Here is a 22,249-nt window from a genome sequence, read left to right as displayed (position 1 = left end):
CATACTCTAACTAGTCAGACTATGGCTAACAAGCGCGAAGAGGGTCCGGCACGGCAGCACGACGTGTGCGATGCACGCTACCGTCCGCGACGGCATCATCGACCGCAACCCTGCTCGCGCGACGGGGCCGGCAACGCACCTGGCCGGACCGAGGACTCTGGAAGATCGCTTCCCGCGACAGGAATGATCGTTTCCCGAACCGGACCGGGGCGATGGGGGCGCTTGGTCCGGCGGGTGGCCCCGGAGGAGGCCACCGCGGCCAGGGTCCGCCCGCCGGGCGAGAAGGCCACCGCGAGCACCTCGGCGCCATGGCCCGTGAACGCCGGCGGTGTGCTCGTATGCGCGGGGTCGCGGACGTCCAGCACCAGGACGCGGCCGTCCCCGGCGCCCGCCGCGAGCCCACCGTTGTCGGGGCTGAAGGCCAGGGTGGTTGTCTGGGCGTGCCACTCCCTGAGTCGCCGGCCGCTGGCCACGGCACGGTACGCGGCCAGTGGCCGCAGGCGAGAGGTCATGTCAGGGACCGCCATCGCCACCCGTTTCGGCAAGCCGGCCAGCCGCCGGTCTCAGACGGGCGCGGTGACGGAGCGCAGCCAGGCGAGTTTGTCCGCGGTGTCGGTGCAGGGCAGCGGGTTGTACAGCACCATGGTCAGGTCGGGCCTGGCGGGCAGTCTCATCTGACTGCTCTCGAAGGTCAGCGTGCCCACGACGGGATGGTCGACCTCGTTGATCCAGATTCCTGCGGCCTGGACGTCCTGTCGCGCCCACAGCCGGGCGAACTCGGGACTGGTCGCGTCCAGTGCGCGGACCACGTCGTGGATGTCGTGATCGCGGGGTTGCTCAGCCGCCGTGGCGCGGAAGGCCGCCACCACGGTCGGCGCCAGGTCCTGCCAGGCCCGCTCCCGGCGTCGGTACCGCGGGTCGTGGAAGAAGCCCACCAGGCAGTTGCGCTCGGCCTGCGCCACGTCCAGCGCGAGCCTGGCCGACTCGTTCCAGGCCACGTGGTTCCAGGAGGCGTCCAGCATGGTCGCCGGCTTGGGGTCCCAGGCTTCGATCAGTCGTTGCAGTCCCTCGCAGTAGGTGTGCGGGTGTCCGGCCGGAGACGGCGGATTGTGCCCGGCCAGCGTGTACAGGTGCCGCCGTTCGACCTCGTCCAGTTGCAGGACCCGCGCCACCGCGTCCAGCACCTGCGCGGAGACGTTGATGTCGCGTCCCTGCTCCAGCCACTGGTACCAACCCGGGCTCACCCCGGCCAGCACCGCGACCTCCTCACGGCGCAGCCCCGGCGTGCGCCGGCGCCCGCCCGCCGGCAGGCCGGCGGAGGCGGGGCTGACGCGGGCACGTCTGCTCACCAGGAAGTCACGCAGGTCCCGGCGGCGTTCCTCTCCCGACCTCACCGCGCACCGCTTCGACTGGTGGTGCCACCACCGGTGTCACCACGCTCTCCCCGCGCGGACCGGAGATGGCCGAGCGTGGACGTCATGACGATCGACCCCTTGTCCAGGGACGCCGAGGCCGGTGCCGGAACCTCCTCCGGGGAGCACGGCGCTCGGTTCACCACGCGTGCCAAACTCATCCTCGCCATCCTGTGTGCCGCGCAATTCATCATTTCTTTGGATTTTTCGATTCTAAATGTGGCCTTGCCCGATCTCGGCAGGGAACTCGGGATGGAACAGGCCGACCTGCAATGGGCGATCACCGCCTTCGCGCTGCCCTCGGGCGGATGCCTGTTGCTGTTCGGCCGCATGGCAGACCTGTACGGCAGGCGCAGGCTCTTCCTGGGCGGCGTCCTGCTGTTCACCGTGGCCTCCGTGGTGGCCGCCCTCGCGTGGAACCCGGGGGTGTTCGTCGCGGGGCGGGTCCTGCAGGGGCTGGGGGCCGCCGCCGTCATTCCCACCGGCATGTCGCTGCTGACGACGACCTTCGCCGAAGGGCCGCAGCGCAACCGGGCGCTCGGGGCCAGCGGATCGGTGCTTTCCCTCGGATTCACCGTCGGCATGCTGCTCGGCGGCACCATGACCGACACGCTGGGTTGGCGTTCGACGATGGCGCTGCTGGCCGTCGCGGGCGGCGTCCTCGCCGTGGCGGCGCCCGGACTGCTGAGCGAGAGCCGGGGCGCCCGCTCTCCCCGGCTGGACCTGCCCGGAGCCGCCACAGTCAGCGGCGGCCTGGTCTGCCTCATCTTTGCCCTGTCGGCGGCGGGAGCGGTGAGGGTGGTGGCCATGGCGGCGGCCGTGCTGTTGCTGGGCGGGTTCGTGGTCATCGAGTCGCGAGCCGCGCAGCCGCTGGTCTCGCTGACGATGTTGCGCAGGCCCACGGTCGCCTTCGGCAGCCTGGGCGGCCTGATCACCTTCTCCATGATGAGCTCGTTCATCTTCCTGCTGACTCTCTACCTGCAGGACGTCGTGGCGCTGTCACCCCTGTGGACAGGTCTGTTCTTCGGCGGCCAGGGCGTCGTGCTGGCCGTGACGGGCATGGTCTCCTCCTCGGTGATCCGGGTGCTGGGCGCGGGGCGGACGCTGGTCGCGGGGCTGGCCCTGCAGGGCGTCTGCACCGCCGCGATGACCGTGACCGAGGGTGCCTGGCCGGCCTTGGCCGTGATCTGCCTGGCCTCCGTGGGCCACATGTCGGTCGTGGTCTCCTACGGCGTCACCGTGACGTCCGGGCTGCCCGACACGGCCCAAGGGGTCGCGACCGGGCTGGTGACGAGCGCCCAGCAGATCGGCATCACCGTCGGCACCCCGATCCTCAGCGCCATCTGCATGGCGCAGGTGTCGGCGCTCCAGGCCGCCGGTCAGGCCGCGGCCCCGGCCCTGCTGAGCGGTGTCCGGCTGGCCGCCGCCGTGGACGCCGGCGTGCTGCTGGTCGTCTCGCTCCTGATCGGGTACGCCCTGCTCCGCACCACCTCCCGCCGGCCACGAAGGACGCACGCGTGAACGGCCCGCACCCCGCCGGTCAGGCCGCGCCGGTCACGCCGGCGCGCCCCTACGGGAGGGCACGGTCGGCGTCGGGGATCCAGTGTCGCCCGTCCGACGGGTCCGGCGGGCGCACGCGTGGGAGCCGGCCGAGCAGCGTACGGAGCAGCGGGTGCGGGTTGCGGCGGTGCCAGACCACCCACCACGGCAGGAGGGGGACCGGGTCCACGATGGGGATGCGGCGCAGCCCGCTCCCCGCCGCGCCGATGCTCCACTCCCCCAGGCCGACGGCGCTCTTCTCGCGCAGGAACTGCTGGACCAGGTGCCCCTGGCCGATGGCGGGCTCGGTGAAGCGCAAGGGGACGCCGAGACGGTCGGCGAGGCGTCTCAGGTAGGCGCGCCATTCGGCGGCGCCCGCCGGGTCGGGCATCGCGATGCCGCCCGCCCGCAGGTCGGCGGGCCGCAGCTCCCTCAGGTGCGCGAGCGCGTGATCCTCCGGGACGAACGCGGCCAGGGGCTCCAGGTGGACCAGCCGCTGGGCCAGCTCTTCCGGCCACGGCAGGTCGCGCGCCCGTCCGAAGGCCGCGTCGATCTCCTGGCGGCGCAGCGCCGGCAGCGCCACCGCGAGCCCCTGCCGCATGCTCACCTCCACGCGCAGCCGCGGGTCGCGCTCGCTCGCCTCCCTGACCATGCGCAGGGGCGTGAAGCGCTCGTCGTAGACGTCCACGCGGACGGGGCTGTCCACCACGCGGACCGCCCCCACGGCCTCGTCGAACGCCGCCACCGCCGCCACGGCGAGGGGCAGGAACCGCCTTCCGGCGGCGGTCAGCTCGATGGACCGGGTGGTCCGATCGAACAGCGGCGTGCCGAGGGCGTCCTCCAGCCTGCGGACGCGTTTCGACAACGCCTGCTGGGTGATGAACATGCGCGCTGCGGCCCTGCCGAAGTGCAGTTCTTCGGCGGTCGCGATGAAGGCGCGTACGCCGGAAACGTCTGCTTCCACGCCCAGACCCTGCATCGACAACCATCGGTTGTCAATCCGCGGTCCCATGGATGTTGGACAGTGCCATCGGCGGACCGGTTACCTGTTCCCTGACATCCGTGCTGATGAGAGGGGGTCCCGCGATGGAGGTCGTGGAGGTCGACCGGCGCCTGCACCTGCTGCGGCTGACGTTCGGGCAGGCGTACCTGTGGAACGACGACGGTGTGCTCACCCTGGTGGACACGGGCATCGCCACCTCGGCCGGGGAGATCGCCGAGGCGATCGGCCGGCTCGGGCTGCGCACCGACGCCGTACGGCGGGTCGTCCTCACCCACTACCACGAGGACCACTGCGGCAGCGCGGCGGACGTGACGGCGTGGGGCGACGTCACGGTGATGGCCCATCGCCTGGAGGCCCCGGTGATCCGAGGGGACGTGCCCGCCCCGCCGCCGAACTTCACCGACGAGGAGCGGGCCCTGCATCGCAGTCTGGGCGCCCACCTGCTGCCGCCCGCGCCGCCGTGCCGGGTGGACCGCGAGCTTGAGGACGGCGACGTGATCGCCTTCGGGGGCGGGGCCCGCGTGATCACCACCCCCGGGCACACCGCCGGCAGCATCGCCCTCCACCTGCCGGAGCACGGAGTCCTCTTCACGGGCGACACCGTGGCGCACGTGTCCGGGCTGGTCATGCCCGGAGTGTTCAACATGGACCGTGACGAGATGCTCCGCTCGTTCCGGCGGCTGGCCGAACTGGACGTCCGGACGGCCTGCGTGGGCCACGGCGACCCCGTCACGGACGCCGGCGACGCCCTCCGGAAGGCGGCCGGCGACATCCCCGTCTGACCCGCTGCTCAGGCGTTCTCAGCCGTCGTCTTCAGGCGTACCAGCCAGGCCATCAGCGAGGCGCCGTGTGCAGAGGCCGCCCCGGAGTGGGCCGGGGGCCGTCGGCGGAGGCGGCGGTGATGTCGTCCTGCCAGGAGGTCCAGCCCGGACACGTCGGTGTACAGGTCCCGGACCCGCCGCAGAGGCGCTGCCGGAGCGGGCCGGGCGGCGAGGGCTACGGGCGCTCGGGCGTCCCGAGCAGGCCGCGGTTGTACGCCTCCGCCACCGCGGACGCGCGGTCGTTGACGTCGAGTTTCGCGTAGATGTTGAGCAGGTGCGTCTTGACCGTGGCCTCGGTGATGAACAGCCGGACGGCGGCCTTGCGGTTGCTGTGGCCGGCCGCGACCAGCCGTAGCACCTCCAGTTCGCGCTGGCTCAACGGCCCGGTCGATGGGGCCGGGGTGCGGAGCCGGCTCACCAGGCGGGCGGCCACCGACGGCGAGAGCGCGACCTCGCCGCGCGCGGCCGAGCGCACGGCACGGACGAGCTCCTCGCGCGGCGCGTCCTTGAGCAGGTAACCGGTGGCGCCCGCCTCGATCGCGGGCAGCACGTGGCTGTCGGTGTCGTACGTCGTCAGCACCAGCACCCGGGCCGGCACGCCGCGCCTGGCCAGCTCGCCGATCGCGGTGACGCCGTCCATGCCCGCCATTCGCAGGTCCATCAGGATCACGTCCGGCGCGAGGGCCTCGGCCAGCCGGACGGCCTCGGCTCCGTCCGACGCCTCCCCCACCACGATGAACTCGGGATCGCGGGCGAACATGCTGCTGAGCCCGTCACGCACGACGGGGTGGTCGTCGACCACGAGCAGCCTGATGGCGTCACTCATGTGCCTGCCTCCGGCGTGTCCGCGGGCAGACAGGCCGAGATCCCGGTCCCGCCGCCCACCTCTGATTCGATTCGCAACGCGCCCGACAGCGCCTCGATCCGCTGCCGCATCGCCACCAGCCCGAAGCCCCCGTCGTGACCGGCGCGCACGTCCGGGTCGAAGCCGGGGCCGTCGTCGCGGACGTCGAGCACCACCTGCCGATCCGTGTAGGAGAGGGTGAGGCCGACGCGGGTGGCGGTGGACGCGTGCTTGAAGACGTTGGCCAGCGCCTCCTGCGCGACCCGTAACAGAGCGACCTCGGCCTGCGGAGGCATCGTCCGGGTCTCGCCGGTGACGGCCACCTGGACCGGAAGGCCGTGGCGTGCCGACCACTTGGCCGCGACCTCGCTGACGGCGTCGGCCAGACGGCCGGACTCCAGGGGTTCGGGGCGCAGCTCGTCCACCGAGCGCCGCGCCTCGGTGAGGCTCTCCCGGGCCAGCGCGGTCGCCGCCGCGTGGTGCCGCCGCCACGCGGCCGGGTCGTCGGCCGCCTGCTCGGCCGCCTGCAACTGCGTGACGATGCCGGTCAGGCCCTGGGCCAGGATGTCGTGGATCTCCCGCGCCATCCGGGCCCGCTCGTCCAGGACGCCGGTCTCGTGAGCCTGCTCGACCAGCCGTTCCTGGAGTGCCGCGTTCTCGGCCAGGGCCGCGGCCAGCCGGGCGTTGGCCTCCCTGCTCTCGCGCAGCGCCGTCTCCCGTGCCGCGTAGTAGCGTGCGCCGACCTCGCTGAGCCAGGCCATCAGGCACATCGGCACGACGTTGACGGCCAGGACTCCCAGATACTCCAGCAGGCCCATCCAGGTGCCGACGTCCAGGCCGGCCGACTGCGCCGTGCCCGCCACCACCGCGACGCCCGCGATGAAGTACAGCTCACGCGGCCAGCCGATGATCCGGAAGGCGTAGAAGTACAGCGCGGGCGTGTAGACGCCGAACCACGGATCGCGTACGACCATGACCAGCCCGAACAGGATCAGGCCCGCGATGAACACGCTCATCACGCCGACTCGCCCGCGCCACTGCGGGTGCAGCGTGAAGAGCACGAGCTTCCACACCGCGGCTGCCGCGCAGAGCGCGAGGTCGAGGGCGAGCGAGCCCGGCTGGTCGTGCTTGACGACGATCGTCAGGGCGGCCATGACGGCCAGCAGCACGTACGGAACCACGGTGATCATGGGAAGGAGCCGTCGCTCCCAGCCCGCCGGCGCGGCCATCCGCCAATTGTCCATCGCTCACCTGCTCCCAGAACAATCTAGCCGCCGCCGTCGAGACTCCCGCGCCGCTGGAAGCGCCGTCCGCCGCCCTCGGGCCGGCGCGCTCAGCGCCGGTCCGAGGGCGGCCGGTTGAGCTGGACGACCACGGGCAGCAGGAGCAGGCCGCAGACGCCCTGCTCCAGCTTGAACCAGAGCGGGAACAGACCGGGCAACGCGATGATCACCACGATCGCGACGAGCATGATCGAGGTGACGATCCGCAGCCGCAGCAGCATCTTCCGCTCACCCCTGGCCGCCCGTACCGCGAAGAACCATGCGACCAGCGAAGCGACGGCGACGAGCGTGCCGCGGATCCACACCGAGTCGGGGACCGTCGCCGCGTCGTTCCGGAACACGACCATCGTGACCAGCGTCAGCACGCTGACCAGGACGTACCCTCTGACCAGCCACACCACATTGCGCATCTCGACCATCTCCGTCCTTGGTGCTCACCGACGGGATCCAGCGTCGCAACGCAGGCGCCCCGCGCGGATCGCCCGATCCTCCGAGTGGGCGGTGGATTCGGGTGACCGTTCAGGCGGTGGAGCCGATCAACCGATCGGTGGAGCACCCCCTCACTGAGCGCCCCGGCCCGGGACGGCCGCCCGGGCACGAGGACGGTGAGCGCTCAGCTCATGCGGGCAAGGTCTGCTTCTGGTCGGCCTTCGTGGCGGAGTCCCAGGTCTGCACCTCCGTCCCGTCGTCGGCGGCCTGTTGCTCAGCGGTTCCCGAGCCCGCTCCGTTCAGCAGCGCGCCGCGATCACCTGGCTGTCGGTCCCCCGGCCTCCTGCGCGTCCGCACCCGCTTCCGCCGGCGCCCCCGCTGACGCCGGACGACCAGGTGTCAGTCGCACGGGAACCGCCACCCCCTCTCGCCGGTGGGGCAGGAGGCGGGTGGCGGTGGCGCCGGTGACGCGCGGGAGATGCGACGTCAGCTGAACTGCCACCAGTTCATGTTGAACAGGTAGCCGCTTCCGCCGGTGAACTTCAGGTACAGGTCGCGGGTGCCGGTCGCGCCGCTGACCGCACAGGACACGGTGGTCCAGGTCTGCCAGCCGCCCGTGCCCGGCGCGGTGCAGGTCCCGGCCGACGGGCCGTTGACGCCGTCCAGGCGGAGTTCGAGCCTGCCGCCGCCGGCCGCCGAGGCGACCCGCGCGGTGAAGGTCCTGGCGCCGGCGCCGAACGCGACGCCCTTGACCTTGATGTAGTCGCCGTTCTCGATCCAGCCGACGTTCATCCCGCCTTCGCTGGAGGGCTCGGTCTCGACCCCGGACTCCCAGGCGATCGTCTCGGCCTCCTGGCGGACGTACGGGTTGAGGGTGCCCACCTGGGGCGCCCCGGACGCGGTCATGTTGATCGTCGGGATCGTGCCGCCGGAGCCGTAGGCGAACTTCTCCACGGCCACCGAACGGGTGAAGCCGCCGCCGCCCGGCAGTGCGCCGTTGTGGTAGAAGAAGTACGAGCCGCCCTGGTAGTCGACGATGCCCGCGTGGTTGGTGAAGCTGCCGCCCTGGGTGGGCATGATCGTCCCTCGGTAGGTCCAGGGCCCGGTGGGGCCGGGGGCCGTGGAGTAGGCGATGAACTCCGAGCAGCACTTGGCCGCGAACACGAGGTTGTACAGGCCGTTCCGCTTGTAGACCCAGGGCCCCTCCTCGAACAGCGTCGGGCGGTTGGCGTCACCCGTCCTGGCGCCGAATCCCGCCGTGGTGAGCGGGATCTGCGTCGCGCTTCCCGAGTACGAGGTCATGTCGGCGTTCAGCTTCACGTACCAGAGGTGCGGATTGCCCCAGTAAAGGTAGGCCTGCCCGTCGTCGTCGATGAAGACCGTCGGGTCGATCTCGCCGTTCTCGATCAGCGGCCGTCCGAGTGCGTCCCTGAACGGCCCGGTCGGACTGTCGGAGACGGCCACCCCGATGGCCATCCGGCCGGTCGCCCGGTTGGTCGTGGGCACGTACCAGTAGAACAGGCCGTTCCGGTAGATGGTCTGTCCCGCCCAGGCGTCGGACTTCGCCCAGCTGAAGGTGGTCAGGCTCAGCGGGGATCCGTGGTCGGTCCAGTTCACCATGTCGGCGGAGGACCAGACCCGCCAGTCCTTCATGGTGAACCAGGTCGAGCCGTCCTCGTCATGGCCGGTGTAGAGGTACACCCGTCCGTTGTGCACCAGCGGCGCCGGATCGGCGGTGTAGACGGTCTGGATGATCGGATTGTCCGCCCTGGCCGGGTGGGCGGGCAGGAACGCCACGAGGCCGAGCAGGACCAGCACCCCTACGATTCCGCGTCCGGCTCTTGTGGTGGCCGGCAACCGTAATGCCATTCTCACGATCGCTCCCGGATGACGGGTCAGTTACGGGTCCAGCGCTGGTTGGCGCCGCCGTTGCACGACCAGATGGTCAGCTTGGTGCCGTTGGCGGTGGCGTTGTTCGGCACGTCCAGGCACTTGTTCGCGCCGACGGCGGTGATGGTGCCGTCGGCGTTGAAGCGCCACTGCTGATTGCTCTGGCCGTTGCAGTCCCAGATGATGACGTTGGTGCCGTCGGTGGTTCCGCCGTCGTACACGTCCAGGCACTTGCCGCCGTAGACGCGCAGTTCGCCGCTCGCGGTGGGCGTCCACTGCTGGTTGGCCTGGCCGTGGCAGTCCCAGATCTGCGCCTGTGAGCCGTTGGCCTGCGAGGCGCCGGCGACGTCGAGGCACCTTCCCGAGCCCACTCCCTTGATCGCGATCGCGGTGGGCGGGACGATGCCGCCTCCCGTCACGACGTACATGGCCGCCCCGTGCCCGGGGACCGGCGCGCTGATCGTCCCCGCCGAGGAGGACGTCGCGTGCGCCCACAGGTCACGCACGGAGTAGGAGGACGCCGAGCCCAGCCCCAGGGCCGCGGCGGTGGTGGAGACGGTCGCGGTCGAGGTGCCCCGGTTGAGCAGGACGACCGCGACCGAGCCGTTCTTCATCGGCTTGCGCCAGACCTCCAGGTCGCCATTGTCGCTGATCTTGTGGCCCTGCCGGCCACCCCAGTCCTGGTTGACCGCGATGACCTCGGTGTTGGTGAGGATGGTGCGCGTGTCGGCGCTCATCGTGCGCAGGTCGTTGCCGGCGATGAGGGGCGCGTTCAGCAGCGACCACAGGCTGAAGTGCGCGCGCCCCTCGGTGCCCGTCACCGAGCCGACGCCGACCTCCAGCATGTCCGGGTCGTTCCAGCCCCCCGGGCCCGAGTACGACTCCAGCCCGACCTGCTGGTCCAGGATGCCCATGATGGAGCTCCAGTTGGCCGCGATGTCGCCGGTGTCACGCCAGGAGTTGCCCACCGGCGCCCCCCAGGTCCACACGTTCTCCTGCCCCCAGTTGCACAGGCTGTACACGATCGGACGGCCGGTGGCGGCCAGCGCGTCCCGCATGGCCGTGTACCGCTGCTGCCCGTTCATGCCACGGTGGTCGCCGCAGTTGTCGTATTTCAGATAGTCGATCCCCCACGACGCCCACAGGGCCGCGTCCCGCCGCTCGTAGCCCAGGCTGGCCGGGTAGCCCGCGCACGTCGTGGTGCCCGCCGAGGAGTAGATGCCGAGCTTGAGCCCCTTGGAGTGCACGTAGTCGGCCAGGGCCTTGATGCCGTTGGGGAACTTCTGCGGATCCGGCACCAGGTCGCCGCTCGCGTTCCGGCTCTTGGTGGACCAGCAGTCGTCGATGTTGACGTAGGTGTAGCCCGCCGCCGCCATGCCACTGGAGACCATGGCGTCGGCCGTCTGGCGGATGAGGCCGTCGTTGACGTTGCAGCCGAAGCTGTTCCAGTCGTTCCAGCCCATCTGCGGGGTACGGGCGAGGCCGTTCTCCAGCGCGACGGCCGGGGACGTCGCGCCGCCGATCGCGACGAGGGAGCCGGCCGCCAGCAACGCGGCCGTCGTCAGGCCCAGAATTCTGCGCATTTCGCTTCTCCACCTCCTGGGTGTCGTCATGAGCCGGCGCGGGCCCAGCGCTGGTTGGCGGCGCCGCTGCAGGACCAGATCTGGAGCTTGACGCCGTTGGCGGTGCTGTTGCTCGGCACGTCCAGGCACTTGTTCGCGCCGACGGCGGTGATGGAGCCGTCGGCGTTGAAGCGCCACTGCTGATTGCTCTGGCCGCTGCAGTCCCAGATGATCACGCCGGCGCCGTCGGCGGTGCTCCGATTGGCCACGTCCAGGCACTTGCCGCCGTACACGCGCAGCTCACCGGCGCTGGTCGGCGTCCAGCGCTGGTTGCTCTGGCCGTTGCAGTCCCAGATCTGCGCCTGCGCGCCGTTCGCCTGCGACGCGCCGGTGACATCCAGGCAACGGCCCGAGCCCACGCCCTTGATCTCCGTCCCGCCGGAGGGTTCGCCCTGCGGCTGGCCGATGCTGCCGGGGACCGATTGCAGCGCCGCGTACCAGGCGGCGGCCATCTTGTCGTAGCCGCCGGCGGTCGGGTGGACGCCGTCGATCAGGTCCGAGGTGGTCAACCTGCTGTGCATGTCGACCAGATGGACGTGCTTGCCGCTGTTCACCTTGCTCTGGACGATGCCGGGGATCGCCGCATTGAAGGTGCGGGCGGCGGACTCCTGTCCGGCGTTGGACAGCGGGATGACGGTCGCGACGAAGACGTCCGCGTCCGGCACGGCCGCGGTGATGTGGTCGATCAGCGTGGACAGCCGTTGCGGAGCGCCGGCCACGTTGTAGTTCTGCAGGATGTCGTTGGTGCCCAGGTGCAGCAGCAGCGTGCGCGGCGTGTACGTGCGCAGCCAGCCGGTGAGGTTCGCGTCGATCTGGTCGATCCGCCAGCCTGGGTGGCCCTCGTGATCATGATCGCCCAGGCTGCCGGGCCCGTTGAACTGTGAACCGACGAAATCGACCGTGTAGCGGCCCCCGGCCAGGCGCTGCCACAGGCCGATCCGGTAGCCGCCCGGCACCTGCGTGCCCTCGGTGATCGAGTCGCCGAGGGGCATGACCCGTACCCCGCCGTTGGACTCGGCTCCGGCGACCCCCGTCCCCATCGCCGTGCCGGCCGCCAGTAACGCCGCCACCGTCAGCACGGCGGCCCGCCATCGCCTCCAGGTACGCATGCTCACCCTCTCACCACCGGCCGCGAGCCGGACGAGTCGGCCGAGTCGGCCGTTGACGCCCGCGCTGAGCGCATCGACCCCTCTGTTGGTGGGGACATCAGGACCTCCTGTGATCACGTTCGCTGTCGCTGACATCGCGCCGGTGTCCGACGCCGGGCCGGGCCCGCCGGACGGCGTGATCCGGCGGCGCCGCCGGCCTCAGGTGCGGGTCCAGCGTTGGTTGGAGCCGCCGTTGCAGCTCCAGATCTGCAGCCTGGTGCCGTTGGCGGTGCTGTTGCTCGGCACGTCCAGGCACTTGTTCGCACCGACGGCGGTGATGGAGCCGTCGGCGTTGAAGCGCCACTGCTGGTTGCTCTGGCCGCTGCAGTCCCAGATGATCACGCCGCTGCCGTCGGCGGTGGCGCGGTTGGCGACGTCCAGGCACTTGCCGCCGTACACGCGCAGCTCACCGGAGGCGGTGGACGTCCACTGCTGGTTGGGCTGCCCGTGGCAGTCCCAGATCTGCGCCTGGGCGCCGTTGGCCTGGGAGGCGCCCGCGACGTCGAGACACCTGCCCGACCCCGCGTTCTTGACCTGGCCGCCGGGCTCCGGGCCAGGCGAGGTGCCGTCGAGCCCGAGGAAGGAGAGGGCGTGGGGGAACATGCCCGTCAACGGCAGGGAGTGGCCGTCCCCCGCGAAGCTGAGCCCCTCGACCCGCGGCTGGGCTCCGGTGCCGCCGTACCGGGTGCGGGTGACGCCCGAGCGCGGGCTGTCGGTGTACACAGGGGTCTGGCTCACCCCGTTCAGGCCGGACCACTGCTTGATCTCCTCGCCGAAGTTGGCGTAGGCCAGTGTGGTGTCGGCGGTGCCGTGCCAGAGCTGCATGCGCGGGTAGGCGCCGGTGTAGCCGGGGAACATGGCGCGGGCCTGGTCGCCCCACTGCTGGGCGGTCTTGACGATCCGGCCGCCGGAGCACTCGCTGTTCCACAAGGACCCGTTGGCGGTGGCGAAGCATCCGGCCGGGACGCCGGAGAACGCCGCGGCGGCCGAGAACACGTCGGGGTACTGCGCGGCGAGTACGTTGGTCATCATCGCGCCCGAGGAGAAGCCGCTGACCACGATCTTGGCGGGGTCCACATTGTGGCGCTGCCGGGCATAGCTGACCATCGACATGATCCCGGTGGAGTCCCCGCCGCCGTCACGTCTCAGCGCGGCCGGGGTGGACACGTCGAAGCACTGGCCGCTGCGGGTGGCCTCCGGGACCACGATGATGTATCCGTACTGGTCGGCGGCGGTGACGTAGTCGTGCCCGACGCCGTTGAACACCCCGGCGGCCGAGCCGGTGCAGTAGTGCACCAGGACCAGCAGCGCCGGCCTCGCCGCCACCCGATCCGGGACATAGATGTGCATGTTCAGGTTGGTCGGGTTGTTGCCGAAGCCGGTTACCCGGGTCAGCGACGCGGCCGCGGCGGGCCTGACGCCCAGCAGCACGGCGGCGGCCATCAGGAGGACGGCGGCGGTCGCGAGTGCGGCACGCGATGCCCGGGTCGGCGCGGGGCCGCGCTCGGCGCGGCGGGCCAGGGGCATCACGTCCAGGTCCACTTCTGGTTGGTGCCGCCATGGCAGGTGTAGAGCTGGAGCCCGGTGCCGTTGCCGGTGCCTGCGCCGACGGCGTCGAGGCACAGCCCGGACTGGACGCCGGTGACGGTGCCGTCGGAGTTGACGCGCCACTTCTGGTTGTCGCCGCCCCAGCAGGAGTAGATCTGGATCCTGGCGCCGTTCCCGGTGCCTCCGGCGTCCAGGCATTTGTCGCCGTACACCCTCAGCTCTCCGGCGGAGGTCCGCGTCCACTGCTGGTTGGTGCGGCCGTTGCAGTCCCACAGCTGCACGGCGGTGCCGTCGGCGGTGGCGGAGCCCGGGACGTCCACGCAGCGGCCGGAGGCCACTCCCCTGATCTGACCTGCGGGTGGCGGGGTCGGCGTCGTGGTGGACGAGCCGCCGTCCAGGCCGAAGAAGTGGATGGCGTACGCCGCCATCCCCGGGTGGGGCAGGTCGTGTCCGGCACCGGTGACGGTGTACGCCTCGACCTGCCCGGAGCCGAAGACCCGCCGGGTCCAGCCGGGCTGCGGGCTGTCGGTGGAGGCGGGGGTCTGGCTCAGGCCGTGCACGTCGGTCCACTGGTCGACCTCCTCCTGCAACATCGTGTACGGCAGGACGGAGTCGGCGGTGCCGTGCCAGGCCATCACGCGCGGCCGGGGCCCGGTGTAGCCGGGGTAGGCGTTCCTGACCAGGTCACCCCACTGCCGCGGCGTCTTGTCGCCGCATCCGGCGGGCCCGAGGCAGCCGTAGGGGACGCCCGAGAACGGCGCTCCCGCCTTGAACACGTCGGGGTAGGTGGCGAGCAGGTTGCCGGTCTCCATCGCCCCGGAGGAGAAACCGGTCGCGAACACCCGCTGCGGGTCGCCGCCGTAGCGTTGCAGCACGTAGTTGGTCATGGAGACGATCGACACCGGGTCGCTGCCGCCGCCGTGCCGCAGGGCCTCGTTCGACCAGACGTCGAAGCAGTTCGACAGGCCGTTGGCGCTCTTGTTCGCCTGCGGGTAGATGACGATGAAGCCGTACCGGTCGGCCAGCGAGGCGAACTCGGTGCCCTGGTGGAAGCCTGGAGCCCAGCCGTTGCAGCCGTGCATCGCCACCAGGACGCCCGGCCTGGCCGCCACCCTGTCGGGGACGTAGAGGTACATCCGCAGCCCGCCCGGGTTGGCCCCGAAGTTCGTCACCTCGGTCAGGACCGCGGCCGACGCCTGCGGCGCGCCCACCAGCAGCATGGACAGACCGGTGACCGCCGCCGTGATCACAGCCGCCAGAGCGGCTCCGATGCCCGCGCGCCTTGTCCTGCGCGATTCGCCTGGCTTCATGCATCCACCTCTCGTATGTTAGCGCTAACAAAGCGCCAACCGGTCGAGCTCTTCCGGGCCGATGGAAGGGACGGAGGGAGCAAATACGAGCCGTAAAGGCGCTGTCAAGAGCGCCATGACGCTCGGCGGCCGGAGGAGGCGGCCGCCGAGCGCGCTCACCTCGACTTATCGAGGCGGGCCGGCGAGAGCGTCGCCATGAAACTTTCAACAGCCTCCCGCGACACCAGCTGACGAAACTCTCCGGACGCCAAGTCGCACGTTGCACCTGCGCAAGCGAGACGAACGGCACGGGTGGGGCCGGAAGCGCGCTGTCAGGCGCAGTCCACGGGAGGTGACGAGGGCAGGGAGATCGGCTGCTGCCGCCGGTACGCCTCCAGGTCGACGAGGTTCCCGTTGATCGCGTTGCGTCTCTGGAGCTCCGCCCAGTACGCCGGATCGAGGAAGATCGCGGGGTTCCACAGCGGCTGCGTCAGGTCCTTCATCTGCCCCAGGTACAAGACGGCGTCGGCCAGCTTCCCCAGCGGGAAGCCGCACAGCCGGGGCGCGTCCATGAACTGTCCCGCGTCGGCCGACTCCAGCCAGTTGCCGGAGCACGCGATCACGGTACGCCGTGGGCAGGCCGCCAAGCGGGGATGGCTGCCGGCCACGATCACGTACACGCGCCGGCCGGTCTGCTCCTCGATCAGCGGGACCGCGTGGTCGGCGTTCCGGCCCCGCTCCGGCGAGTGCGTCACGTGCCCGCTGCCGTAGCAGATCAGCGCCCGGCGGTTCCTGGCGAGCACCTCCCGCCGCACCAGGGACGCCATGTGGGTGTCACGCTGGGCGAGGAAGCCGTCCACCTGGTCCTGGGTGGTGATGCGTGACCAGTCGATGGGCGGGTCCCCGAGGAGCACCCGGATCCTCCGCGCGGCGGGCAGCGTCCAGTTGACGGCGCGGACCGTACGGAAGAACTGCTCACGGATCGGCTGGTCGCCGGTGCCCCCGGGCGATTGCGTGGTGTTCCGCCAGACCTGCCGCAACACGTGGTCCTCGACGGCCGCGCCGGCGACGAACCGGTCGATGACCGGCTGGTAGAGCGCGTTGCCGAATTCGACGACGATGTCGTCGACCACGTCCGGCAGCCGCGGGTCCGTGAGCAGCATCTGCTGCGCGTCACCGTGTTCCTGCTGGCCGTGCGACTCGCCGACGGCGACGAGCCGGTGGTGTTCGAAGGCCGACAGGACGGCCTGGGTGAGGCCCCGCGCGGACACCTCGCCCGTGCCCTTCGAGCCGGCCGTCGAGCCGGCCGTCGAGCTGGTCGTCAGCAGTCCGCCGGCTGCCGTACCGGCCCCGGTGACGGCGAGGAACCTGCGCCGGGTCAACCGCGGATCTGTCACGTCTCGTCCTCTCCGAAGGGGAATCACGGACGGTTGTACGGCACGGCCGGTGTCGGCCGGGTGTCAGCCGCTGACACCCGCCCGACACCCGTTCCCTGGCATCGTGTCCGGTGACCGGACGCGGTGGACGGAACGGCGCCACCGCCGGGGTGAGGAGGACGGTCGTGCGAGTGCTGGTCGTCGAGGACTTCGAGGTTCTGGCGCGGGCGATCGGGACCGGGTTGCGGCGCGAGGGCATGGCGGTGGACGTCGTCCTCGACGGCGACGACGCCCTGGCCCGCCTGGCCGCCACCCGGTACGACGTGGTGGTGCTGGACCGCGATCTGCCGGGCACGCCCGGCGACGAGGTGTGCCGCGAGATCGCCGCCGGTGACGCGGGGTCGCGGGTGCTGATGCTCACCGCCGCGGGCACCGTACGGGACAGGGTCGAGGGTCTGGGGCTGGGCGCGGACGACTACCTGCCCAAGCCGTTCGACTTCGCCGAACTCGTGGCCCGCGTGCGCGCGCTGGGACGCCGCTCGGCGCCCGCCGTGCCGCCGATCCTCCGGGCGGAGGACCTGATCCTGGACCCGAGCAGGCGGGTGGCCTTTCGCGGCGCGCGGCGCCTGGAGTTGACCCCGAAGGAGTTCGCCCTGCTGGAGTGCCTGCTCGCCGCCGGTGACCGGGTCGTGTCCACGGAGGAGCTGCTGGAACGGGTCTGGGACGAGGCCGCTGACCCGTTCACCACGGCCGTCAAGACGACCGTGCGCCGGTTACGGGCCAAACTCGGCGAACCACCGGTGATCGGCACCGTCCGTGAGGGCGGCTACCGCATCGGGGTCCCGCGATGAACCTGACGGTGACCGGCCGCGCTCGGCGCCACCTGCGACGGCCGTCCCTGCGCGCGCAGCTCACGACGCTGTACGCCGGACTGGTTCTGGCCGTCGTCGTCCCGATGATGCTGGTCGCCGGATTCCTGTTCGGCAGGGACCAGGTCCGCCTCCGGGCCGGGGACGCCGCTCCACCGCCCGACAGCTCAGCCCAGCAGGTCGACGCCGTGCTCGCGGTCACCGGGATCGTCGTCGTGGTCCTGACCGTGCCGGCCGCGTGGTGGCTGGCCGGGCGCTTCCTCCGCCCGCTGCGCGCCATGACCGTGACCGCCCGGGAGATCTCGGCCACCAACCTCAACCGTCGGCTCGGCCTGCGCGGCCCGGACGACGAGCTGACCAGGCTGGGGCGCACCCTCGACGACCTGTTCGAGCGGCTGGACTCCTCGTTCGCGGCGCAGCGCCACTTCGTGGCCAACGCCTCCCACGAGCTGCGCACCCCGCTGGCCGGTCAGCGCGCCGTGCTCCAGGTCGCGCTCGCCGACCCCGAGGCGGGTGAGGCGAGCCTGCGGGCCGCGTGTGAGGAGGCACTCGCTCTCGGAGCGCGGCAGGAACGCCTGATCGGCGCTCTCCTCACGCTGGCCGAAGGAGAGAAGGGCATCGAGCACCGGGAGCCGGTCGACCTGGCCGAGGTCACCGAGCAGGTGGTGTCGTCGCGCCGCTCGGAGGCCGCCGGGCGAACGGTCACGGTTCGTACGTCGCTGGACCCCGCGCCCGTCAGCGGTGACCCCGACCTGATCGCCAGCATGATCGGCAATCTGGTCGACAACGCGCTCCACCACAACGTTCCCGACGGACACGTCACCATCGCCACCGGCCTCACCGGCGAGGGCGCCCGCCTGACGATCGGCAACACCGGCCCGCTCATCCGGCCGCAGGACCTGCGGCGGCTCTTCCAGCCGTTCCAGCGGCTCGGCGCCCCACGCACCCACACGACCGGCGGTCACGGACTGGGCCTGGCGATCGTCCGGGCCGTCGCCCAGGCGCACGGCGCACGGCTGACGGCCCTTCCACGCGCCGATGGCGGCTTGGACGTGACGATAATGTTCGGCTGATCCCGGTTCGGGGCGTACGAGGTCCAGGCCGACCACGGACGATCCGCGAGACAGCGTCTTACCGGTCGGCGCTGGTCGCGGCGGAAATTCTCCCGATTGCGCATTCTTCGATCACGCTACGATGACCCCATGGCATTGCTCTACCAGGCAACGCTTCGGCCTACGAAGCTTGAGCTGCTGAGCGACTGGTTGCCCGGCCGCCCCTGGTACACCGGGTCGGCCGGCGAGACGCAGCAGATGGCCTCCTTCCGGTTCGATGACCCGGCCGGCGCGGTCGGGATGGAGACGATACTGGTACGGGCCGGTGACGGCCCGGTTCATCAGATGCCGCTCACCTACCGGGAGGCGCCGTTGCCCGGTGGCGACGCGTGGCTGCTGGGCACCGCCGAGCACTCGGTGCTGGGGATGCGCTGGGTTTATGACGCGGTCGGTGATCCTGTCTACGCTGCGGCACTGGCGAGGGCGATCATCTGCGGCACGGGCCAGGCCGAGAAACTGGTGCAGGTCGATGGCCGTTTGGTGCGTCGCGAGCCTGATATGAGCGTCCTCGGTGGTGGAGATGAGACAGCGGTGATGCCGGCCGTGGGAGAGATCGAGCGCGTCACCGAGGACGACCCGACGGTGATCGTGACAGACACGATCGAGCTGGTCGTCGTCCGCCGGCTCGACGTCGGCGTCGAGCTCGCGGACGTGGTGCTACGTGGTACCTGGCCAGGTCAGGAGACGCCGGTGCCCCTGGCGTCCGCGAGACTTCGCTGACGTCTACGAGACCACCGGCACGTCGTCGCTGTAGGAGACGGCCCCGGTCAGCCTGGCTGCCCCCGCCGGCCGGATGCAGTGCGCGCCTGACCCGCCGGATCTTCGCAGGCGGCCTCGGTAGCGCCCGGCCGCAACCACATCTGCACGGTCACGTCCTGCCCGTGTCGGGTGGGAAGCGTCCACAAGCGCTCCCGGCACGCCCGGCCGCCCGGGGCACGACGGCACGGACGGCACGGACGTGCTGAACCTTGTGAGCTACCAGTTGGCGTCGCTGATGGGCTCCAGCCGGAACTTCTCGTTGTCCTGGGTGCCGGTGTCGTACTGGTTCACACTGGCACCCTGATGGAGGCTGGCGTTCTCGATGGCCAGCACCTTGCCCGAATGCTTGACCACGATGCGGACGTAACCGTCACCGGCGTCGCGCAGCTCGAACTTCTCGTTGTCCTGGGTGCCGGTGTCGTACTGGTTCACACTGGCACCCTGATGGAGGCTGGCGTTCTCGATGGCCAGCACCTTGCCCGAATGCTTGACCACGATACGGACGTAACCGTCACCGGCGTCGCGCAGCTCGAACTTCTCGTTGTCCTGGGTGCCGGTGTCGTACTGGTTCAGGCTGGCGCCGTCCTTGAGGCTGGCGTTCTCGATGGCCAGCACCTTGCCCGATTGCTTGACGATCAGCCGGGCTCGCGGCGGGAAAGGAGCCATGAGTACCTCCCTGGTAGGGGAATTCGGGGGCAGGACCCTGCCACACACACCGGACGGTGCGGCCCTGCCAGTGGTCACCACATTGAGCCGGTCGACATTCAAGGGACTAGAGAAACAGTGGCCATATCAGGGGCATATTCCTCAGCCTCGAATTCCGGCAGACGCGCCCGTCATGAAAACCCGTGATGAGCTGCCAGACCACGGCTGCGCCTGGAGATCATGGACTTGTCGGCGACGGCTCGATCGGCGACAGCAGGAATGGCCATATGCTTCCCTCCAGTCGATGATCGAGGCGGCGACGCGCTGTTCGTCTCTATGAAACTTGATTGCGGATGGGAAATCACCCTCCAGCCGTGACCACATCCGGACAGGGTTCAAGCCTCCGCCACCTGGCCCCACCAGCGGTGTCAGACAAGCTCATCACGACGTGCCCGGCCACCCCGCCTCAAGAGAAAACGGCGCTGCGCAAGAGCAGGTCACGGCCGACCGTTTGGAGAATTATGCCCGGCCGAAGCACTGCTGCTGGTCGGGACATCGCTCATGGATAGGTGACTGTCGGAATAGGCCAATAGTTCAGCTCGTCGGGGAGTTTTGATTTGACTTTATTGGCTTTTGGGTGACGTATTTCCAGGCCGAGCGCGTCACGGCAGGCGGCGAAGCGGGGTTGATCTGAAAGAAACCGAATCGCGGGCCGCGCTCGGAGGGCCAGAGCGCTGAGGGTGCCGCTGGTACCGCGATCTGCTGCGGCGCCGTCACGCCGCGGACAGTGCGCCCCACAGGCAGCCGATGCCATGCGCGGGGATGGCGGTCAGCCTTTGACGGTGAGGAGCGGGCGCAGCTCGGCCACCGGGTCCGCCACACCTCCCGCGTGCAGGCTCGACACCACGGGCCCGATGTCCTTGTACGCCCACGGAGCTTCCTGCTTGAGGTCGCGCCGCCAGGCCGCCATCACGTCCGCGCGGCGCGCCACGGTCGGATCGCGGTGGTCCAGCGGGGTGACCACGCGGAACTCCCGTAGGAACGCGTCGAGGTCGCGGTCGCCGGCCCGCGCGGTGGCGCCGCGCGGGACTCGCCGTCCGGCGCCGTGGCAGGCGCTGGCCAACGTGCGGGCGTTGCCGTGGCCCCGCAGCAGGTAGCTGGACGCCCCCATCGACCCGGGCACGATCACGGGCTCGCCCCAGATCGCGTACGGGCCGCCGCTCATCTGCTCGTGACCACCCGCCGGCGTCGCGCCCTTGCGGTGGACGACGCGGTCCTCCTCCTGCCAGAACAGGTTGTGCGGCGCGTCGTAGACCAGGCGGGCCGTCATCCGACCGCATTCGGCGGCGAGCCCGGCACGCATGGTGAGGGCGAGGAAGAACCGATTGCCCGAGGCGAAGTTGGCGGCGTTGCCGAAGGCGTCCAGGTAGCGGCGCCGGGCGGCGGCCGTGCGCTCGTTCAGCAGGAACGGCAGGATCTGGTTGCGGGGTCGCGACAACCCCGGCGGCCAGGTCTGGCGCAGCCGGTCCAGCGCCGTGGCGTTGGCCTGGTGTCCCAGCGCCAGTGAGCCGCTGTGCACCATCAGGACGACCGCGCCCGCCGTCAGGCCCCACGCGTACGCGGCGGCGGGATCGTGGACCCGTGCCACGTACTGCAGTTCGGCGAAGTGGTTGCCGCCGCCGATGCTGCCGATGAGGCTGTCATGGCTGGCGGCATCGGCGCCGCCCGCGCTGGTGATCCAGTCGGCGAACGCCTCGGCGGTACCGGTCGGGTGCGCCGGAGCGTGCATGCGATGCAGGCAGTCCTCGGTGTCGGTCGGCTGGTGACCTTGCCAGGGGGCGTCGCCGGTGTGCAGGAGCCCCGGGAGCCCGCCGCGCAGGAGTGCCTCCCGCTGGGCGGGAGTAAGGGCGATGCGGCGGCCGCCCTCGAAGAACAGGTGCCGCAGCCGCCGTTCCAGGGCGTCCAGGCGCGGCCGTACCTGCTCCACGGTGAGTGAGGTCACCTCCAGCCGCATGCCGCAGTTGACGTCGTTGCCGACCGCCTGCGGGAGCAGCGCGCCCTCGGTCTCGATGACGGTGCCGATCGGGATGCCCGCGCCCTTGTGGAAGTCAGGGGTGAGGACGAGGCGGACCAGGCGGGGCAGCGGACCGTCGTGGCCGGGTACGGCCTCGGCGAGGCGGTCGAGGGTGTCGGCGGTCTCCAGGACGGACAGCACTTCGTCGACGGCGGCCGGTTCGAGAGGCACACGTTCGTCGGCACAGATGTCGACGGGGATGTCCCAAGGGTTCGGGAGGGTGAGCCACTGCTCGTCGCGGCGCAGGAGACGGCGGTCCTGACGGATGCGCATGATGGTGAAGTCCTTCGGGCTGCTGAAAAGCGATGCAAGGGGCGGGCGCGACCGAAAGCGCGCCGAAGAAGGCGACGGACCGGAGCCGCCGCCGCGGGCCTCGTGGTTCAGCAGCCGCGAGGTGAAGGCGTGCCCGACTGTAGTACGGCACGCGCCGCCCACACCACGGATTTACGCCTCCGCCGAGGAGACGATGCCGGCGTGCCGGCGCTGTCCACCCGCCATCAAGTCCACGACGCGTCCCCGGTTTTGTAAGGGGTGTCAGGCCCAAGGCCTTGACCTGCGTCAGGCGGGCGACGACGCGCCCGGCGAA

General features: G+C 70.8%; 19 protein-coding genes. 5 read left to right on the top strand and 14 right to left on the bottom strand.

The window, feature by feature from the left end; all coding sequences use genetic code 11:
- Positions 1-95: 95 nt before the first annotated feature.
- Complete coding sequence (locus ACIBK9_RS18100; RefSeq protein ID WP_397159367.1) at positions 96-512, bottom strand: hypothetical protein; 417 nt, start codon at positions 510-512, stop codon at positions 96-98.
- A 51-nt stretch (positions 513-563) separates the two neighbouring features.
- Positions 564-1,394, bottom strand: coding sequence for a helix-turn-helix transcriptional regulator (locus ACIBK9_RS18095; RefSeq protein WP_397159366.1), 831 nt, complete (start codon positions 1,392-1,394; stop codon positions 564-566).
- A gap of 84 nt (positions 1,395-1,478) precedes the next feature.
- Between ACIBK9_RS18095 and ACIBK9_RS18090 the strand changes: the two genes are divergently transcribed.
- The gene (locus ACIBK9_RS18090) at positions 1,479-2,933 is read left to right on the top strand and encodes an MFS transporter (protein ID WP_397159364.1); all 1,455 of its coding nucleotides are present in this window, start codon (positions 1,479-1,481) and stop codon (positions 2,931-2,933) included.
- A gap of 49 nt (positions 2,934-2,982) precedes the next feature.
- Here ACIBK9_RS18090 and ACIBK9_RS18085 read toward each other — a convergent pair whose 3' ends face one another.
- The gene (locus ACIBK9_RS18085; RefSeq protein ID WP_397159362.1) at positions 2,983-3,915 is read right to left on the bottom strand and encodes a LysR family transcriptional regulator; all 933 of its coding nucleotides are present in this window, start codon (positions 3,913-3,915) and stop codon (positions 2,983-2,985) included.
- A 122-nt stretch (positions 3,916-4,037) separates the two neighbouring features.
- Here ACIBK9_RS18085 and ACIBK9_RS18080 point away from each other — a divergent pair, with 122 nt between their 5' ends.
- Positions 4,038-4,736: an MBL fold metallo-hydrolase gene (locus ACIBK9_RS18080; RefSeq protein WP_397159360.1), complete on the top strand. Its 699-nt coding sequence runs from the start codon at positions 4,038-4,040 to the stop codon at positions 4,734-4,736.
- 214 nt (positions 4,737-4,950) lie between these two features.
- On the opposite strand, the gene ACIBK9_RS18075 is transcribed toward ACIBK9_RS18080, so the two are convergent.
- From ACIBK9_RS18075 to ACIBK9_RS18035, 9 genes are all read right to left on the bottom strand, one after another.
- Positions 4,951-5,601: a response regulator gene (locus ACIBK9_RS18075; protein ID WP_387667392.1), complete on the bottom strand. Its 651-nt coding sequence runs from the start codon at positions 5,599-5,601 to the stop codon at positions 4,951-4,953.
- On the bottom strand, positions 5,598-6,863 hold the full coding sequence (locus ACIBK9_RS18070) for a sensor histidine kinase (RefSeq protein ID WP_397159358.1): 1,266 nt from the start codon (positions 6,861-6,863) through the stop codon (positions 5,598-5,600). The genes ACIBK9_RS18075 and ACIBK9_RS18070 overlap by 4 nt, the downstream gene beginning before the upstream one ends.
- Before the next feature lie 89 nt (positions 6,864-6,952).
- On the bottom strand, positions 6,953-7,312 hold the full coding sequence (locus ACIBK9_RS18065) for a hypothetical protein (RefSeq protein WP_397159356.1): 360 nt from the start codon (positions 7,310-7,312) through the stop codon (positions 6,953-6,955).
- A gap of 505 nt (positions 7,313-7,817) precedes the next feature.
- Positions 7,818-9,149 (bottom strand): glycoside hydrolase family 43 protein, encoded by a 1,332-nt coding sequence (locus tag ACIBK9_RS18060; protein WP_397159355.1) that lies wholly within the window; start codon positions 9,147-9,149, stop codon positions 7,818-7,820.
- 77 nt (positions 9,150-9,226) lie between these two features.
- The gene (locus ACIBK9_RS18055) at positions 9,227-10,804 is read right to left on the bottom strand and encodes a lectin (protein ID WP_397159353.1); all 1,578 of its coding nucleotides are present in this window, start codon (positions 10,802-10,804) and stop codon (positions 9,227-9,229) included.
- A 26-nt stretch (positions 10,805-10,830) separates the two neighbouring features.
- Entirely contained in the window at positions 10,831-11,952 is a 1,122-nt protein-coding gene (locus ACIBK9_RS18050; RefSeq protein WP_397159351.1) for a lectin, read from the bottom strand.
- A gap of 198 nt (positions 11,953-12,150) precedes the next feature.
- Complete coding sequence (locus tag ACIBK9_RS18045; RefSeq protein ID WP_397159349.1) at positions 12,151-13,533, bottom strand: PHB depolymerase family esterase; 1,383 nt, start codon at positions 13,531-13,533, stop codon at positions 12,151-12,153.
- Complete coding sequence (locus ACIBK9_RS18040; RefSeq protein WP_397159347.1) at positions 13,518-14,849, bottom strand: PHB depolymerase family esterase; 1,332 nt, start codon at positions 14,847-14,849, stop codon at positions 13,518-13,520. The genes ACIBK9_RS18045 and ACIBK9_RS18040 overlap by 16 nt, the downstream gene beginning before the upstream one ends.
- A gap of 311 nt (positions 14,850-15,160) precedes the next feature.
- The gene (locus ACIBK9_RS18035) at positions 15,161-16,225 is read right to left on the bottom strand and encodes a hypothetical protein (RefSeq protein WP_397159345.1); all 1,065 of its coding nucleotides are present in this window, start codon (positions 16,223-16,225) and stop codon (positions 15,161-15,163) included.
- Between the two features lie 164 nt (positions 16,226-16,389).
- On the opposite strand from ACIBK9_RS18035, the gene ACIBK9_RS18030 reads away from it, so the two are divergent.
- The 3 genes from ACIBK9_RS18030 to ACIBK9_RS18020 all read left to right on the top strand — a co-directional run bounded on the left by ACIBK9_RS18030 (position 16,390) and on the right by ACIBK9_RS18020 (position 18,905).
- Positions 16,390-17,055, top strand: a complete 666-nt coding sequence (locus ACIBK9_RS18030; protein ID WP_387667372.1) for a response regulator transcription factor — start codon at positions 16,390-16,392, stop codon at positions 17,053-17,055.
- Entirely contained in the window at positions 17,052-18,146 is a 1,095-nt protein-coding gene (locus tag ACIBK9_RS18025; RefSeq protein ID WP_397159343.1) for a sensor histidine kinase, read from the top strand. The genes ACIBK9_RS18030 and ACIBK9_RS18025 overlap by 4 nt, the downstream gene beginning before the upstream one ends.
- Positions 18,147-18,275: 129 nt before the next feature.
- A complete protein-coding gene (locus ACIBK9_RS18020; RefSeq protein ID WP_397159341.1) occupies positions 18,276-18,905 on the top strand; it encodes a hypothetical protein in 630 nt (209 codons plus the stop codon).
- Positions 18,906-19,160: 255 nt separating this feature from the next.
- Here the strand turns inward: ACIBK9_RS18020 and ACIBK9_RS18015 are convergent, their stop codons facing one another.
- Both ACIBK9_RS18015 and ACIBK9_RS18010 read right to left on the bottom strand, forming a co-directional pair.
- A complete protein-coding gene (locus tag ACIBK9_RS18015) occupies positions 19,161-19,610 on the bottom strand; it encodes an RICIN domain-containing protein (protein WP_397159339.1) in 450 nt (149 codons plus the stop codon).
- 808 nt (positions 19,611-20,418) lie between these two features.
- Positions 20,419-21,936 carry an RtcB family protein gene (locus ACIBK9_RS18010; RefSeq protein WP_397159337.1) on the bottom strand — a complete coding sequence of 506 codons (1,518 nt, stop codon included), beginning with the start codon at positions 21,934-21,936 and terminating at the stop codon, positions 20,419-20,421.
- Positions 21,937-22,249: the final 313 nt, after the last annotated feature.

It is taken from the genome of Nonomuraea sp. NPDC050227 (genome assembly GCF_044459705.1).
Lineage (GTDB): Bacteria > Actinomycetota > Actinomycetes > Streptosporangiales > Streptosporangiaceae > Nonomuraea.
This window is presented reverse-complemented; position numbering and strand designations above follow the sequence as displayed.

Bases quoted from the DNA above. Each gene is read 5' to 3' on its own strand.
- ACIBK9_RS18055 (WP_397159353.1), bottom strand. From the start codon at position 10,804: ATGCGCAGAATTCTGGGCCTGACGACGGCCGCGTTGCTGGCGGCCGGC.
- ACIBK9_RS18050 (WP_397159351.1), bottom strand. From the start codon at position 11,952: ATGCGTACCTGGAGGCGATGGCGGGCCGCCGTGCTGACGGTGGCGGCG.
- ACIBK9_RS18090 (WP_397159364.1), top strand. From the start codon at position 1,479: ATGACGATCGACCCCTTGTCCAGGGACGCCGAGGCCGGTGCCGGAACC.
- ACIBK9_RS18075 (WP_387667392.1), bottom strand. From the start codon at position 5,601: ATGAGTGACGCCATCAGGCTGCTCGTGGTCGACGACCACCCCGTCGTG.
- ACIBK9_RS18010 (WP_397159337.1), bottom strand. From the start codon at position 21,936: ATGCGCATCCGTCAGGACCGCCGTCTCCTGCGCCGCGACGAGCAGTGG.
- ACIBK9_RS18015 (WP_397159339.1), bottom strand. From the start codon at position 19,610: ATGGCTCCTTTCCCGCCGCGAGCCCGGCTGATCGTCAAGCAATCGGGC.
- ACIBK9_RS18025 (WP_397159343.1), top strand. From the start codon at position 17,052: ATGAACCTGACGGTGACCGGCCGCGCTCGGCGCCACCTGCGACGGCCG.
- ACIBK9_RS18080 (WP_397159360.1), top strand. From the start codon at position 4,038: ATGGAGGTCGTGGAGGTCGACCGGCGCCTGCACCTGCTGCGGCTGACG.
- ACIBK9_RS18065 (WP_397159356.1), bottom strand. From the start codon at position 7,312: ATGCGCAATGTGGTGTGGCTGGTCAGAGGGTACGTCCTGGTCAGCGTG.
- ACIBK9_RS18040 (WP_397159347.1), bottom strand. From the start codon at position 14,849: ATGAAGCCAGGCGAATCGCGCAGGACAAGGCGCGCGGGCATCGGAGCC.
- ACIBK9_RS18020 (WP_397159341.1), top strand. From the start codon at position 18,276: ATGGCATTGCTCTACCAGGCAACGCTTCGGCCTACGAAGCTTGAGCTG.
- ACIBK9_RS18100 (WP_397159367.1), bottom strand. From the start codon at position 512: ATGACCTCTCGCCTGCGGCCACTGGCCGCGTACCGTGCCGTGGCCAGC.
- ACIBK9_RS18070 (WP_397159358.1), bottom strand. From the start codon at position 6,863: ATGGACAATTGGCGGATGGCCGCGCCGGCGGGCTGGGAGCGACGGCTC.